This is a genomic window from Saccharopolyspora kobensis, from assembly GCF_900108315.1.
Lineage (GTDB): Bacteria > Actinomycetota > Actinomycetes > Mycobacteriales > Pseudonocardiaceae > Saccharopolyspora > Saccharopolyspora kobensis.
Window position 1 is genome coordinate 1 of the sequence record NZ_FNVB01000018.1, and the last position, 13,516, is coordinate 13,516.

Annotated in this window: 16 protein-coding genes; 6 read left to right on the plus strand and 10 right to left on the minus strand. The window is 70.4% G+C overall.

Annotation, left to right across the window (positions count from 1 at the left end; translation table 11 throughout):
* Nucleotides 1–412 precede the first annotated feature (412 nt).
* The gene (locus C4T78_RS34725; RefSeq protein WP_093357162.1) at nucleotides 413–601 is read left to right on the plus strand and encodes a hypothetical protein; all 189 of its coding nucleotides are present in this window, start codon (nucleotides 413–415) and stop codon (nucleotides 599–601) included.
* Between the two features lie 3 nt (nucleotides 602–604).
* On the opposite strand, the gene C4T78_RS34730 is transcribed toward C4T78_RS34725, so the two are convergent.
* Nucleotides 605–1,156, minus strand: coding sequence for a TetR/AcrR family transcriptional regulator (locus C4T78_RS34730; protein WP_309599299.1), 552 nt, complete (start codon nucleotides 1,154–1,156; stop codon nucleotides 605–607).
* 105 nt (nucleotides 1,157–1,261) lie between these two features.
* Here C4T78_RS34730 and C4T78_RS34735 point away from each other — a divergent pair, with 105 nt between their 5' ends.
* Nucleotides 1,262–2,044, plus strand: a complete 783-nt coding sequence (locus C4T78_RS34735; protein WP_093357159.1) for an SDR family NAD(P)-dependent oxidoreductase — start codon at nucleotides 1,262–1,264, stop codon at nucleotides 2,042–2,044.
* 92 nt (nucleotides 2,045–2,136) lie between these two features.
* Here C4T78_RS34735 and C4T78_RS34740 read toward each other — a convergent pair whose 3' ends face one another.
* Nucleotides 2,137–3,183: an alpha/beta hydrolase family protein gene (locus tag C4T78_RS34740; protein ID WP_093357158.1), complete on the minus strand. Its 1,047-nt coding sequence runs from the start codon at nucleotides 3,181–3,183 to the stop codon at nucleotides 2,137–2,139.
* A gap of 90 nt (nucleotides 3,184–3,273) precedes the next feature.
* Complete coding sequence (nucS, locus tag C4T78_RS34745; RefSeq protein WP_093357198.1) at nucleotides 3,274–3,933, minus strand: endonuclease NucS; 660 nt, start codon at nucleotides 3,931–3,933, stop codon at nucleotides 3,274–3,276.
* 111 nt (nucleotides 3,934–4,044) lie between these two features.
* On the opposite strand from nucS, the gene C4T78_RS34750 reads away from it, so the two are divergent.
* Together C4T78_RS34750 and C4T78_RS34755 are read left to right on the plus strand one after the other, a co-directional pair.
* Complete coding sequence (locus C4T78_RS34750; protein ID WP_093357197.1) at nucleotides 4,045–5,454, plus strand: amino acid permease; 1,410 nt, start codon at nucleotides 4,045–4,047, stop codon at nucleotides 5,452–5,454.
* Nucleotides 5,455–5,796: 342 nt separating this feature from the next.
* On the plus strand, nucleotides 5,797–6,336 hold the full coding sequence (locus tag C4T78_RS34755) for an NUDIX domain-containing protein (protein ID WP_093159916.1): 540 nt from the start codon (nucleotides 5,797–5,799) through the stop codon (nucleotides 6,334–6,336).
* 10 nt (nucleotides 6,337–6,346) lie between these two features.
* Here C4T78_RS34755 and ehuA read toward each other — a convergent pair whose 3' ends face one another.
* The 5 genes from ehuA to murA all read right to left on the minus strand — a co-directional run bounded on the left by ehuA (nucleotide 6,347) and on the right by murA (nucleotide 10,753).
* The gene (ehuA, locus tag C4T78_RS34760) at nucleotides 6,347–7,111 is read right to left on the minus strand and encodes an ectoine/hydroxyectoine ABC transporter ATP-binding protein EhuA (RefSeq protein ID WP_093357156.1); all 765 of its coding nucleotides are present in this window, start codon (nucleotides 7,109–7,111) and stop codon (nucleotides 6,347–6,349) included.
* Between the two features lie 4 nt (nucleotides 7,112–7,115).
* Nucleotides 7,116–7,766: an ectoine/hydroxyectoine ABC transporter permease subunit EhuD gene (gene ehuD / locus C4T78_RS34765; RefSeq protein ID WP_093357155.1), complete on the minus strand. Its 651-nt coding sequence runs from the start codon at nucleotides 7,764–7,766 to the stop codon at nucleotides 7,116–7,118.
* Nucleotides 7,767–8,477, minus strand: coding sequence for an ectoine/hydroxyectoine ABC transporter permease subunit EhuC (gene ehuC, locus C4T78_RS34770; protein ID WP_093357154.1), 711 nt, complete (start codon nucleotides 8,475–8,477; stop codon nucleotides 7,767–7,769).
* 12 nt (nucleotides 8,478–8,489) lie between these two features.
* Nucleotides 8,490–9,389: an ectoine/hydroxyectoine ABC transporter substrate-binding protein EhuB gene (ehuB, locus tag C4T78_RS34775; RefSeq protein ID WP_093357195.1), complete on the minus strand. Its 900-nt coding sequence runs from the start codon at nucleotides 9,387–9,389 to the stop codon at nucleotides 8,490–8,492.
* A gap of 107 nt (nucleotides 9,390–9,496) precedes the next feature.
* Nucleotides 9,497–10,753, minus strand: a complete 1,257-nt coding sequence (gene murA / locus C4T78_RS34780) for a UDP-N-acetylglucosamine 1-carboxyvinyltransferase (protein ID WP_093357194.1) — start codon at nucleotides 10,751–10,753, stop codon at nucleotides 9,497–9,499.
* A 127-nt stretch (nucleotides 10,754–10,880) separates the two neighbouring features.
* Here murA and C4T78_RS34785 point away from each other — a divergent pair, with 127 nt between their 5' ends.
* On the plus strand, nucleotides 10,881–11,453 hold the full coding sequence (locus tag C4T78_RS34785) for a cob(I)yrinic acid a,c-diamide adenosyltransferase (protein WP_093357152.1): 573 nt from the start codon (nucleotides 10,881–10,883) through the stop codon (nucleotides 11,451–11,453).
* Between the two features lie 100 nt (nucleotides 11,454–11,553).
* Here C4T78_RS34785 and C4T78_RS34790 read toward each other — a convergent pair whose 3' ends face one another.
* A complete protein-coding gene (locus C4T78_RS34790; RefSeq protein ID WP_093357193.1) occupies nucleotides 11,554–12,024 on the minus strand; it encodes a GNAT family N-acetyltransferase in 471 nt (156 codons plus the stop codon).
* Between the two features lie 29 nt (nucleotides 12,025–12,053).
* Entirely contained in the window at nucleotides 12,054–12,530 is a 477-nt protein-coding gene (locus C4T78_RS34795; protein WP_093357151.1) for a GNAT family N-acetyltransferase, read from the minus strand.
* A 71-nt stretch (nucleotides 12,531–12,601) separates the two neighbouring features.
* Here C4T78_RS34795 and C4T78_RS34800 point away from each other — a divergent pair, with 71 nt between their 5' ends.
* Nucleotides 12,602–13,501: a LysR family transcriptional regulator gene (locus tag C4T78_RS34800; RefSeq protein WP_093357150.1), complete on the plus strand. Its 900-nt coding sequence runs from the start codon at nucleotides 12,602–12,604 to the stop codon at nucleotides 13,499–13,501.
* Nucleotides 13,502–13,516 lie beyond the last annotated feature (15 nt).

Sequence of the window (13,516 nt, forward strand, 5' to 3'; positions counted from 1 at the left end):
ACCCACGCAGGCAACGCCCGACCCGACAAGAAAAAATCCAGACTCGTCGACACCGCACGCCGCGCCACATAACCAATACCCAGCACAAAAACGAAGTACAACGCCAACAACACATAATCAACGGCATTCGCGTCCAACAGCCGTCCCTGGGCTAGCAGCACCGCCACCCCACCTCCAGACCCAACAAAGTCCAACGACAACCACCACCGGGCAACCGAAGCCGGACAGTACCGCACAGTGCCGCAGCTCACATCGGACCGATATCAATTCGTTGGATCCCGCAACTGAATCGATCACCCGCGCCGCCGAGCACGGCCATGCGAGTGATATTGCGGAGCGCAACACCCGGACAACGGATTGTGACCGGTACCGTCGCGAATGGCACACGCGCAGCGGCCGAGGGGGAGGAGCTGTGAACGCCCGAATCGACCTGGCGATCGCCGCCAGTCTCGCCGAGGACTCGATCGATCACGCCGAGGAGACCGGCTCCGCGCCCGGGCGGCCGGCCGGATTCCTGCGGCACCTGACCGACCTGATCGTCCCGTGGTCGGCGTTCCACCTGGACACCTGCCGGGCCCACAACGGACCCGACCGCACCTGACCGCTAGGCGCCGACGCCCGTCAGCAGGGTGTCGACCACGCGCGCCGCCAGCTCGTCGACGTCGTCACCGCCCTGCCCGACCTCGACCGCCTCGTGGATCAGCGCGTAGTAGACCCGCCGCGCCCACTCCCCGTCGACGTCGGAGCGCAGCGCGCCGGAGTCCTTGGCGCGCTGGAAGAGCCGCACGCACGCCTGCCGCACCTCTTCGTGGATGCACTCGCCCTCGCCGACGGCGGTCCGGCTCATCGCGAACCCCCAGTCGGCCTTCACCCGCAGCACGTTGACCGTGACCTGGTGCAGCGCGACCAGCGGTGGAGCGCTGTCGGGACGCGCCGCCGCGACCGCGTCGCGGAACTGCTCGGCGGCCCAGACGGCCATCGCCTCCACCAGCGCCTCCCGGCTGGCGAACCGGCGGTGCACCGTGGTGCGCGCGACCCCCGCGGCCTCGGCGATCTGCGCCATGGACGCGGCCGGATCCGCGCGCAGCACGCGCTCGGCGGCCTCCAGGATCACCTGGACCGTCCGCTCCGAATCCGCCCGCATCGCTCGCGTCACCCGACGAACACTACAGCAGCGTCCCAGCTCGCCCCTTAGTTGCAACATCTGTGTTGCGTCTATATCGTCTGATGCGTCACCCAAGACGCGACAGAGGAGGCAGGCGTGGACCTGCGACTTTCCGGCAAGACCGCCCTCGTGACCGGCGCCAGCCGCGGAATCGGCCTGGCCATCACATCCGCGCTCATCGCCGAAGGCATGCGCGTGATCGCGACGGCGCGCACCATCACGCCGGAACTGGCGGCGACGGGCGCCATCGGGATCCCCGCCGACCTGTCCGGCCCCGACGCCCCGCAGCACCTGGTCGACCGGGCGATCGCCGAAGCGGGACCGCTCGACCTGCTCGTCAACAACGTCGGCGGCGGCGACGGCGACCTGCTCGCCGGATTCACCGAGCTCACCGACGAGCAGTGGCAGCAGACCTTCGAGCTGAACTTCTTCAGCGCCGTCCGCACCACCCGCGCGGCGCTGCCGAGCCTGCTGAGCCGCGAAGGCACCATCATCAACATCTCGTCGAACGGCGCCCGGCAACCGCACGCCGGGCCGATGCCCTACACCACGGCGAAAGCCGCGCTGACCGCCTTCGGCAAAGCCCTCGCCACCGAAGTCGGACCGCGCGGCGTCCGGGTCAACACCATCTCCCCCGGCCCGACCCGCACCGCGCTCTGGGAGAGCCCCGACGGCCACGGCGCGAAGCTGGCGCAGTCCCTCGGCATCCCGCTGGACGAGCTGCTCGCCCGGCTCCCGGCGGAAGCGGGCATGACCACGGGGCGCCTGGTCGACCCGGCCGAAGTCGCCGCGCTGGTGGCCTTCCTCGCCTCACCGCACGCGGCGAGCACCGCGGGCGCCGACCACCTCGTCGACGGCAACGCGACCAAGACGGCCTGATGCGAGCATGGGAACCTTCCTGTCACCCACGGCCGGGAGGTTCCCCGCCGCCCCAGGCGAATCGGCTGATCAGAGGGCTGGCGGAGTACCGGTCAGGCGTCCGCGACGACGTGGCCGGACAGGTGCGCTCCGAGGAAGCCGACCAGCACGGAGCGGACTGCGGCCACGCCCTCGCCGGGCGCCAGCGTCCCGAAGCTCAGCAGGTCGTCCGGATCGCCCGGTTCACGCAGGCCCAGCGGAGCCGCGAACACGTCGAAGTCCGTGGCCGACAGGTGCCCGGCGTCGGGCACCGTCGTCCACTGGCGCGGACCGCGAAGCAACGGCCACACCTGCTCCCAGCCGGCCAGGACGTCCGGGTCGTCGGGGTCGGGCGGAGTCAGCGCGCACAGCAGCACCGGCACGTCCAGGCCGGTGGTGAGCACTTCGCCGTACAGCGACCCGTCGAGCACCGCCGCGGCGGCCACCCGGTCGTCCAGCCGAGCGACCTCCAGCGCCGCCGCGCCGCCCAGCGAGTGCCCGGCGACGGCGATCCGGTCCGGATCGACCAGCTCGCGCCACTCGGATCCGAGCAGCCGGTCCAGCACGAACCGCAGGTCGGCGATCCGGGTGGCGAGATAGCGGTCCTCGAGGTCTCCGTCCTCGCCGAAGTCCGGCTCGTGGTGGGCGACCACGCGCCCGTCGGGGAAGGCCACTCCCGCCGCGTCGGACGGGTGGTCCACGCCGGCCACCCACAGCCCCCGCGAAGCCAGCTCCTCGGCGAGAGCGCTCAGCCCGGTCCGGTACTCGCCCAGCCCGGGCGACAACAGCACCAGCGGCGCGGGCGCACCGATCAGCGGCGGCACACCGTCGAGCGCGGTTACGCCCGCGGCGGCCAGCGCCTCACCCGACTCGGCGCCGAGGTTCTCGCCCTCCTCGGCCCAGCTGTCGATGACCAGCCGCGCCACCGGCACCGGCAGGTAGCGGGCGCGGTCACCCGCGGACCCGGCCGGGTACCACAGCTGCACCATCAACTCCCGGCTGCGACCGGTGTCCCAGGGGTCCGCCCGATCCGCGTCGACGAGGTGCCAGGACCGCGTCCCCACCGGACGGGGACCGCCGGGCGGCGGCAGCTGCAGCGAGCTCGCAGAGGAGTTGGGCATGTCCGTCCGATCCGATCGAATTGATGATCACGATCGAACAGCGCGGCCGCGGTGGGGCGCAATCGAATATCCCCGACCGCTCGCGGCGGATCAGAACAGCCGGTACTCGTCCGGCTCGATGCCGCGCAGCTTGTCGTAGTCCAGGACGACGCAGCGGATACCGCGGTCCTCGGCCAGCGTGCGCGCCTGCGGCTTGATCTGCTGCGCGGCGAACACGCCGGTGACCGGGGCCAGCAGCGGGTCCCGGTTGAGCAGCTCCAGGTAGCGGGTCAACTGCTCGACGCCGTCGATCTCGCCGCGCCGCTTGATCTCCACCGCCACGCTCGCGCCGTCGGCGTTCCGGCACATCAGGTCCACCGGGCCGATCGCGGTCGGGAACTCGCGGCGGACCAGCGACCACCCCTCGCCCAGCGTCGTCACGTGCTCGGCCAGCAGCTCCTGCAGGTGCGCTTCGACACCGTCCTTGACCAGCCCCGGCTCGACGCCCAGCTCGTGCTTGGAGTCGTGCATGATCTCGTCGAGGGTGATCACCAGCTTCTCGCCAGCCTTGTTCTGCACCGTCCACACGCCGGGGTCCTCGATCAGCCAGCACGGCGGGCTCATCCAGTTCAACGGCTTGTAGGCCCGGTCATCGGAGTGCACCGACACCGAACCATCGGCCTTCACCAGCAGCAGGCGCTGCGCCATGGGCAGATGCGCGGTGAGTCGGCCGACGTAGTCCACCTGGCAGCGGGCAATGACGAGTCGCACCCGGCACAGCGTACGGGCGTCGATCCAGAAGTCGAGCACCCCCGGGGCAACCAGCCGGTAGGGCGAGGTCGGACCTCGATGTTCCCGCTGGGCGAGATACCGTTACGCCTCGTGTCATTCGCCCGAACCCTGCTGCGCGTCAAACCCGCTGAGCAACTCGCCGACGACGGCTCGCACACCCAGCTGCGCCGCACCCTCGGTCTGGTCCCACTGGTGGCGCTCTCGGTCGGCGCGACGCTCGGAACCGGGATCTTCGTGGTGCTGGCCGAGGCCGCTCCGGCCGCCGGTCCCGCGGTGGTCGTGTCGTTCGTGCTGGCCGGGCTGGCAGCGCTGTGCTCCGCCCTGTCCTACGCCGAACTCGCCGGCAGCGTCCCGGTGTCCGGCTCGGCCTACTCCTACACCTACGCCACGCTCGGTGAGCTGGTCGCCTGGATCTGCGGCTGGTGCCTGCTGCTGGAGTACGGCGTGTCGGTCGCGGCGGTCGCGGTCGGCTGGGGCGGTTACCTGAACGAGTTCCTGCAGGGCACCATCGGGGTCACCATCCCGGACATCCTCGCCGCACCGCCCGGCGAAGGCGGCGTGGTCAACATCCCGGCCGCGCTGATCGTGCTGCTGGCCATGTTCGTGCTGCTGCGGGGCGTGCGGGAGAGCGCGCGGGTCACCACCATCACCACCCTGCTCAAGATCGCGGTGCTGGTGTTCTTCGTCGCCGTGGCGATCACCGCGTTCAACTCGGACAACATGACGCCCTTCGCCCCGTACGGGTTCGCCGGGATCTCGGTGGGCGCGTCGGCCGTCTTCTTCTCCTTCATCGGCTTCGACGCCGCCTCCACCGCCGGCGAGGAGGCCCGCAACCCGAAGCGGGACCTGCCCCGCGCGATCATCCTGTCGCTGGCCATCGTCACCGCGATCTACGTGCTGGTCGCCTTCGCCGCGGTGGGTGCGGTCGGCGTCGACGTGCTCTCCGGCTCCAACGCCTCGCTGGCCACCGCGCTGCGCATCGTGACCGGCCAGGGCTGGGCGTCGGTGGTGCTCGCCTTCGGCGCGGTGATCGCCATCGCCTCGGTGGTGCTGACCGTCCTGTACGGCCAGACCCGAATCCTGGTCTCGATGTCCCGCGACGGCCTGATGCCGAGCATGCTGTCGAAGGTCAACCAGCGCGCGGTGCCGGCGCGCAACACCATCGTCGTCGGTGTCGTAGTGGCGCTGCTGGCCGCGGTCGTGCCGCTCAACCAGCTCGCCGAGGCGACCAGCATCGGCACGCTGGTCGCGTTCAGCCTGGTCAACATCGGCGTCCTGGTCCTGCGCCGGACCCGCCCGGAGCTCTCGCGCAGCTTCCGGACGCCGCTGATGCCGTGGATCCCGCTGCTGGGCCTGGCGCTGTGCGTGTACCTGATCTTCGGGCTGGACGTCGTCACCTGGGTGACCTTCGCGATCTGGACCGCGATCGGGCTGGCGGTGTACTTCGGCTACGGCCGCCGCAAGTCCAAGCTGAACGGCAGCGGGCCCGCCGCCGGTTGAGAGGATGGGAACCTTCCTGTCACGCCCGCGCGCCGGAGGTGACAGGAAGGTTCCCATCCTCGCGCGCCGCCCACGCCCGGTTCCCGCTCACGAGCTCAGCCTTATCGCGCAACGATTTTCACGTTCCATCGCCGACTTCCACCTGGTCAGGCGACAACAAAGAACGTGCGAACGGATGTTCGATTCGGGATCATGGACGCATGACACCACTGATCTCCGCGATGCAGCCGAGGACGCACCCCGCGGGACGGGCTTCCCGCCTTCATCCCCGCAATCCACAGTGGATCGCGAGCCGAGTGAGCTCGTCGGTCTCGCACGCCCGCCGTCCGGCACCATGGCCGCATGGAGCAGACGAGCAGCCGCGAGGTGTACGCGAATCCGTGGATGTCGGTGCGCGAGGACGGAGTGCGCCGCGCCGACGGGTCCGAGGGAATCTACGGAGTGGTCGACAAGCCCGGCTACGCGCTGGTGATCCCGCTCGACGGGGACCGCCTCCACCTGGTCGAGCAGTACCGCTACCCGCTGGGCCTGCGCCGCTGGGAGTTCCCGCAGGGCACCGCACCGGACCGGCTCGACGTCCCACCGGCCGAGCTCGCCGCCCGCGAACTGCGGGAGGAAACGGGCCTGCGGGCGGCGAACCTGGTCGACCTGGGCACCTTGGACGTCGCACCGGGCATGTCCAGCCAGCGCGGGCGCGTGTTCCTGGCGACCGGGCTGTCCTCCGGCGCGCACGAGCGCGAGCACGAGGAGCAGGACATGCGCGCTGCCTGGTTCTCTCGCGAGGAGTTCGAGAAGATGGTCGCCGCCGACGAGATCACCGACGCCCAGTCGATAGCCGCCTACGCGCTCCTGCTGCTGCACGAACGCCGGAATCCGGCCTGAACGACCGCGGTCAGGCCTCTTCCAGCACCGACCGCAGGAACCGGCGGGTCCGCTCGTGCTCCGGGCGCTCGAACAGCTCCTGCGGTGGCTTGTCCTCCAGGATCCGCCCCTGGTCGAACATCAGCACCCGGTGCGAGACGTCGCGCGCGAACTTCATCGCATGCGTCACGCACAGCATGGTGATGTCGCTGGTGCGCGCCAGATCGCGCAGCACGTCGAGGACCTCGGCGGCCAGCTCCGGGTCCAGCGCGGAGGTGATCTCGTCCAGCAGCAGCACGTCCGGGTGCATCGCCAACGCGCGGGCGATCGCCACCCGCTGCTGCTGGCCGCCGGACAGCTGCGTCGGGTAGGCGTCCAGCTTGTCCGCCAGGCCCACCACCTCCAGCAGCTCCCGCGCCCGCCGCTGCGCTTCCGCCACCGGCAGGCCCAGCACGCGCACCGGCGCTTCGGTGACGTTGCGCAGCACCCGCATGTTGGGGAAGAGGTTGAACTGCTGGAACACCATGCCGATGTGCTTGCGCACCTCACGCAGGTGCTTCTCGTCAGCGGGCACCAGGCGTTCGCCCCGGCGCACGTGCGTCAGGCATTCGTCACCGACGTGGATGGTGCCGCCGTCGACCCGCTCCAGCGTCATCAGCAGCCGCAGGATCGTCGTCTTGCCCGATCCGCTCGGCCCGATCAGGGTCACGCGCTCCCCGGGCCGAACGGCGAAGTCGAGCTCGTCGAGCACCACGTTGTCACCGAACCGCTTCACGACCCGGTCGAAGCGGATCATCTCCTCAGCTCCCGACACGGCGTTCCAACCTCCGCACCAGCAGCGACGCCGGGTAGCTCAACAGCAGGAAGCAGATGCCGGCCAGGGTCAGCGGTTCGACGTAGCGGTAGGCGTCGGATCCCGCCTCCTGCGCCGCACCCACCAGATCGAGCACACCGATCGCCAGCAGCAACGGCGTTTCCTTGAACATCGAGATGGTGTAGTTGCCCAGCGCGGGGAGCACCCGCGGAATCGCCTGCGGGAGCACCACGCTCGTCCACACCCGGTAGGTCGGCAGGCTCAGCGCCGTCGCCGCCTCCCACTGCCCGCGCGGCACCCCGTCGATCCCCGCGCGGTAGACCTCGGCCGCGTAGCAGGCGTAGTGCACACCGAGACCGATCACACCGGTGGTCAGCGACGAGAACCGCAGGCCGATCCCCGGCAGCACGTTGAACAGGAAGTACAGCTGCACCAGCAGCGGGGTGCTGCGCACGAACTCGATGAACAGCCAGGTCGCGCGGCTGACCGCCCGGATCCGCGACCGCCGCAGCAGCGCGAGCAGCAGGCCCAGCGCGAACGCCACGACCGAACCGAGCACGGTGGCCTCGAAGGTCACCAGCAGCCCGCGCAGGACGTCCGGGACGACCCGGCCGGTGAACTCCCAGTCCCAGATCACCTACATCGCCCCCGCGCCCCGGCCGAGCGCTTTCCCCGGCCCGACGGGCTGGCGGCCCACTCCTGCCGCCGCGCGCCGCTCCAGCGCTCGCATCACCGCCGTGATCAGCACCGCCAGCACGAGGTACAGCGCCAGCATCAGCGAGTAGATCAGCGCGGTCTGGCCGGTGAAGTTGGGTTCGAGGACATCGCGGCCCTGGTAGGTGATGTCGTGCACGAAGATCAGCGACAGCAGAGCGCTGCTCTTCAGCAGCTGGATGAACAGGTTGTTGAACGGCGGGATCATCTCCACCGCCGCTTGCGGCAGGATCACCCGCCACATCCGCTGCGACCGGGTGAAGCTCAACGCGACCGCGCACTCGTGCTGCTCCCGCGGTACCGCCTGCACCGCGCCCCGCACGATCTCGCCGCCGTACGCGCCGTGGTTGAGGCCGAGCACCAAGATCCCCGCCCACATCGGCAGCAGCTCGAAGCCGACCAGCAGCGGCAGCGCGAAGAAGATCCAGAACAGCTGCACCACTTCCGAGGTGCCGCGCCAGACCTCGACGTAGCTGCGCGCGACGACCCGAACCCACCGCCGCCGCGAGAGCATCCCGAGCCCGGCGATCAACGACAGCACGATGCACAGGGCTATCCCGCCCAGCGTCGCGATCAACGTCGCCGGGACGCCCTGCCCCAGCACCTGGAGGAAGTGCGAGAAGTTCTCGAACATGCCGACTCCCGGTCAGCTACCGGCGCACAACGCCTCCGTGGTGACTCCGGGCGGCGGCAGGTTCTCCCGGGTGAACCCGAACGGACTTGCGATGCGCACCCACTCGCCGCTGTCCTGGAGCTTCTTCAGCTCGGCGTTGAACGCGTCGCGCAGCCCGGTGTCGGCCGAGCGGAACACGAACGCGCCCGCCTGCACCTCCGGTTTCCCGGCGATCACCGGGGTGAAGCCCCTGGTGACCTCGACCTGGGCACCGGGGTTCTTCCGCACCAGGTCGTTGAGCGAGATGTTGGTCAGCGCAGCGCAGCTGACGCGCCGGTTGACCACGGCCTGCAGCAGCGAGTTCTGGGAGTCGTAGGGCTGCACCTGCGAGTCCGGCACGCCCAGCCGCTGGGCGTAGTCCTTCTCCACGGCGCCGCTGAGGACGGCGACGTTGAGCTTCTGGCGCACGACGTCCTCGAAAGTGGCGATGCGTTCCGGGTTTCCGCGCGGCACCAGGAACGCCGTTGGCGCGATGTAGTCGGGGATGGAGAACGCCGCGTTCTTGCAGCGCTCGGGAGTGATGAACATGCCCGCGGCGACCACGCTGAACTTGTTCGCGTTCAGCGCCGGGATCAGCTGGTTGAAGTCGACCTGCGAAGCGTTGACCGTGCCGACGCCCAGGTTGCCGAACACGGCGCGGGCGACCTCGGGCGCCTCACCGGTGACCCGGCCGGTCTGGTCGGTGAAGCCGTAAGGCGCTTCCCCCGCGATGCCGACCTGAACCGCGCCCGACCGGCGCGCCTCTTCGAGCGGATCACCTCCCGCGCCGCCGCCGGTCCGGGCGCACCCACCGAGCGCACCCAGCACCAGTGCACCCGCGGCGACACCGGAGCCCTTCAGGAACTCGCGACGCGTCCACCCACTGCTCGCCATGACCATCGCCCCTTCGAACCGGGAGCAGGGTCACCGCCCATGGTCGGGCCATCCGCTGTGGTTTGCATCACATGGCGAGCCGGTGGTGCTGCCGGGCCGGAACGAGGTCAGTCGGTCACGCGCTCGATGTCCGCGCCCAGGCCGCGCAGGTTCTCCACGAAGTTCGGGTAGCCGCGGTCGATGTGGAAGACGTCCCACACCTCGGTGACCCCGTCGGCGCACAGGCCGGCGAGCACCAGGCCGACGCCCGCGCGGATGTCGGTCGCCCACACCGGTGCGCTCGACAGCCGGTCCAGACCGCGCACGACCGCGTGGTGGCCGTCGGTGCGCCCGTCGGCCCCCATCCGCACCAGTTCCTCGATGAACCGGAACCGGGACTCGAACAGGTTCTCGGTGATCATCGAGGTGCCGTCGGCGACTGCGGACAGCGCCAGCGCCATCGGCTGCAGGTCCGTCGGGAAACCCGGGTAGGGCAGCGTGACGAAGTCGACCGCGTTCGGACGCCCGCGCATCACCACCCGGAAGCTCTCCTCCGAGGTGGTCACCTCCGCACCGGCGCTGCGCAGCTTCTCCAGCACCAGGTTGACGTGCCGCGGGTCGACACCGCGCACCGTGATGTCACCACGGGTGGCCGCAGCGGCGAAAGCCCAGGTCGCGCCGACGATGCGGTCGCCGATCACGCGGTGCTCGACCGCCTTGAGCGAGGACACCCCGTGCACCGTCAGCGTGGAGGTGCCCGCGCCCTCGATCTTGGCGCCCATCTGCTGCAGCATCACGCACAGGTCGACGATCTCCGGCTCGCGCGCCGCGTTGTCGATCACGGTGGTGCCCTCGGCCAGCACCGCGGCCATCAGGATGTTCTCCGTCGCGCCCACGCTCGGGAAGTCCAGCCAGATCTGGGCGCCGCGCAGGTTCTCCGCCTCGGCCACCACCGCGCCGTGCTCGATGTGGCTGGTGGCGCCGAGCTGCCGCAGACCGTTCTGGTGCATGTCCAGCGGCCGGGAACCGATCGCGTCACCACCGGGCAGCGTCACGACCGCACGACGGCAGCGGGCCACCAGCGGCCCCAGCACGCACACCGAGGCGCGCAGCTTGCCCATCGACGGCGACACCGCCTCGTGGCTGATCTCCGCGGGAGTCGTGATGCGCACCGTGCCGCCGTCGATCGTCACCTCACAACCGAGGCTGCGCAGCACGTCGGCCATCAGCGGAACGTCGAGGATCTCCGGGCAGTTGACGATCGTCGTCGTGCCCTCCGCCAGCAGCGCGGCAGCCATCAGCTTCAACACGCTGTTCTTAGCCCCGACCACGTCGACCTCGCCGACGAGACGCGCTCCGCCGTGTACCCGGAAGTGCTCACTCACGAGCATCGAGGTTACGGCCCGCCCACCACCGCCATCGGGGCGGGTGCGGGACGCGAGCATGGGAACCTTCCTGTCACCGCGGTGCGAGCATGGGAACCTTCCTGTCACATCCGCATAGGCTGTCCGCATGGCCGTCCACCTGACGAAGATCTACACGCGGGCCGGGGATTCGGGCACGACCCGGCTGTCGGACAACTCCGTGGTGCACAAGACCGATCCGCGGCTGGTCGCCTACGCCGACGTCGACGAGACGAACTCGGTGCTCGGTGTGGCGCTGGCCACCGCCGAGCTCGGCGAGGACGTCGTCGCGGTGCTGCGAGCGGTGCAGAACGACCTGTTCGACGTGGGCGCGGACCTGTCCACGCCGATCGCGGAGAACCCGAAGTACCCGCCACTGCGGATCACCCAGGGCTACGTCGACCGGCTCGAGGGCTGGTGCGACGAGTTCAACTCCCGGCTGGGCAAGCTGGATTCGTTCATCCTGCCCGGCGGCACACCGGGCGGTGCGCTGCTGCACCAAGCGCGGTGCGTGGCCCGCCGGGCCGAGCGCTCGGCTTGGGCGCTGCAGGAAGCCGACGGGCAGCGCACGTCACCGCTGCCCGCGAAGTACCTGAACCGGCTGTCGGACCTGCTGTTCATCCTGGCCCGAGTCGCCAACCCGGACGGCGACGTGCTCTGGAAGCCGGGCGGGAACGCCTGAGACCTGCCGCCGGAGCCGCCCGCGCTCGTGCAAGGCACGCAGGAGGCCACCGGCGGGTTCCTGGCGGCGGCCCCTCCGCCGTGCGTTCACCAGCAGGAGTTCAGAGCTCCTTGGCGAAGCAGCGGATCAACGGATCGTCCCGGTGCAGGCCGAAGGTGTCGACCGCGGTGTACCCGGCGGAGGTGTAGAGACCGATCGCCTCGGGCTGCTGCGTACCGGTCTCCAGCACCATCCGCTTGCGGCCTGCCATCGCGGCGGTGTGCTCCAGCTCGGCGAGCAGCCGCCGCGACAGGCCGCGGCCGCGCGCATCGGGCACGACGAACAGCCGCTTCATCTCGGCGTCGCCGTCCTGCAGCCCCGGCTCGTCGCCCTCGCGGGCTCGCCAGCCACCCGAACCGACCGGACGATCGTCCACGTAGCCGAGCAGGAACAGCCCCTGCGGCGGCCGGAACTCGGCCGGTTCGACCGGCGTGTCGTCCTCCTCGCCGTAGCGCTCGACGTACTCCCGCTGGAGGACGTCGATCAGCCGCGCGGAATCCGGGTGGTCGTAGCCGACGATCTCGATGCGCACCACCGCAGAGTAGTTCGGCGTCGAGCCGATCAGCTCAGGGTTTTCTCGTACCAGTGCCGCGCGTACTCGTTGTCGTTGTAGGCCGGGATCTCCTGGTAGCCCGCCGAATCGTAAAGGGCACGCGCCTCGCGGAGCTCGGCCGCGGTGTCCAGCCGGATCCGGTCGCACCCCAGCCGCCGCGCCTCCTGCTCTAGCTCGGTGAGCAGCGCACGCCCGGCACCCCGCCCGCGCAGCTCCGGGGCGATCCACATGCGCCTGATCTCCCCGATCCCGCCCGGCCCGGTGCGCAGCGCCCCGCAGCCGAGAACCTGCTCCCCCACCCGCACCACGAGGAACACCCCGGCTGGCGGCACGAAGTCGGTCTTGGCCGGCGGGGCGGCGCGGGAGGTGTCGAACCCGCTCGGGAAGCGGCGGTCCAGCTCAGCGACGTACTCGCGGAGCGCCTGCTGCGCGTGCGGGCTGTCGATGGGTTCGGGTTCGATGGTGTAACTGGCCTGCTCGATCACGCCTCCAGTCTTTCCCCGACAACCCGTTCACATCCAGTTACGGATTCTTGGGACGCGTAAAGTGAACCTTCATGCTCGACCCGTCCCGGCTGCTGATCCTGCTGGCGCTGCGCGAACAGGGCAGCGTGACCCGCGCCGCCGAACAGCTCGGCCGGACCCCACCAGCGGTGTCGCAGCAGTTGATCCGCCTGGAGGACGAAGTCGGCGCACAGCTGGCCGAACGGCTCCCCCACGGCGTCCGCCTGACCCCGCTGGGCGCCCGCATGGCCGAAAGCGCGGAACGCATCGCCGCCGCCCTGCACGACGCCACGAGCGACGCCCAGCGCTTCCGCGACGAACACCGCAACCGCCTGCGCCTCGGCGCCTTCCCCACCGCCGGCCTCGCCCTGCTACCGGAAGCACTGGCCGCGATGCGCCACCGCCACCCCGGCGCCGAGCTGTCCGTCGTCGACCTGGGCCCGGACGAAGGCATCGAGCGGGTCGCCGCGCACCGCCTGGACCTCGCGCTCGTCGGCGAGTACCGCGAGGCGCTCGAAGCACCACCCGGCGTCCGCCTCGTGCACCTGCTGGACGACCCCGTCCACGCCGTGCTGCCCACCGGCCACCCGCGCGCCGGGAACACTGCACCGCGGCTCGCCGACTTCCGCGACGACACCTGGGCCTGCGCCCCGACCGACCTCCCGAACCGCAGGCAGCTGGAAGCCGCCGCACGCGCCGAGGACTTCGCGCCGCGAGTGGCCTTCGAATTCGAGTCCTACGCGGTGGCCGAAGCCGTGGTCTCCGCCGGAGTGGCCGTCTCCTTCATCCCGTGCCTGGCCATCACCGGCGCTCCCGGCACCACCCACCACCCGCTGGCGTCAGGACTGCACCGGCGCATCCACGCCGCCGTGCCGACCAGCACCAGGCACGCACCGCTGATCGAGGTGTTCCTCCAGCTGCTCCACGACATCAGCCGGGACCTGCGCCGCTGATGCGAGGATGGGAAC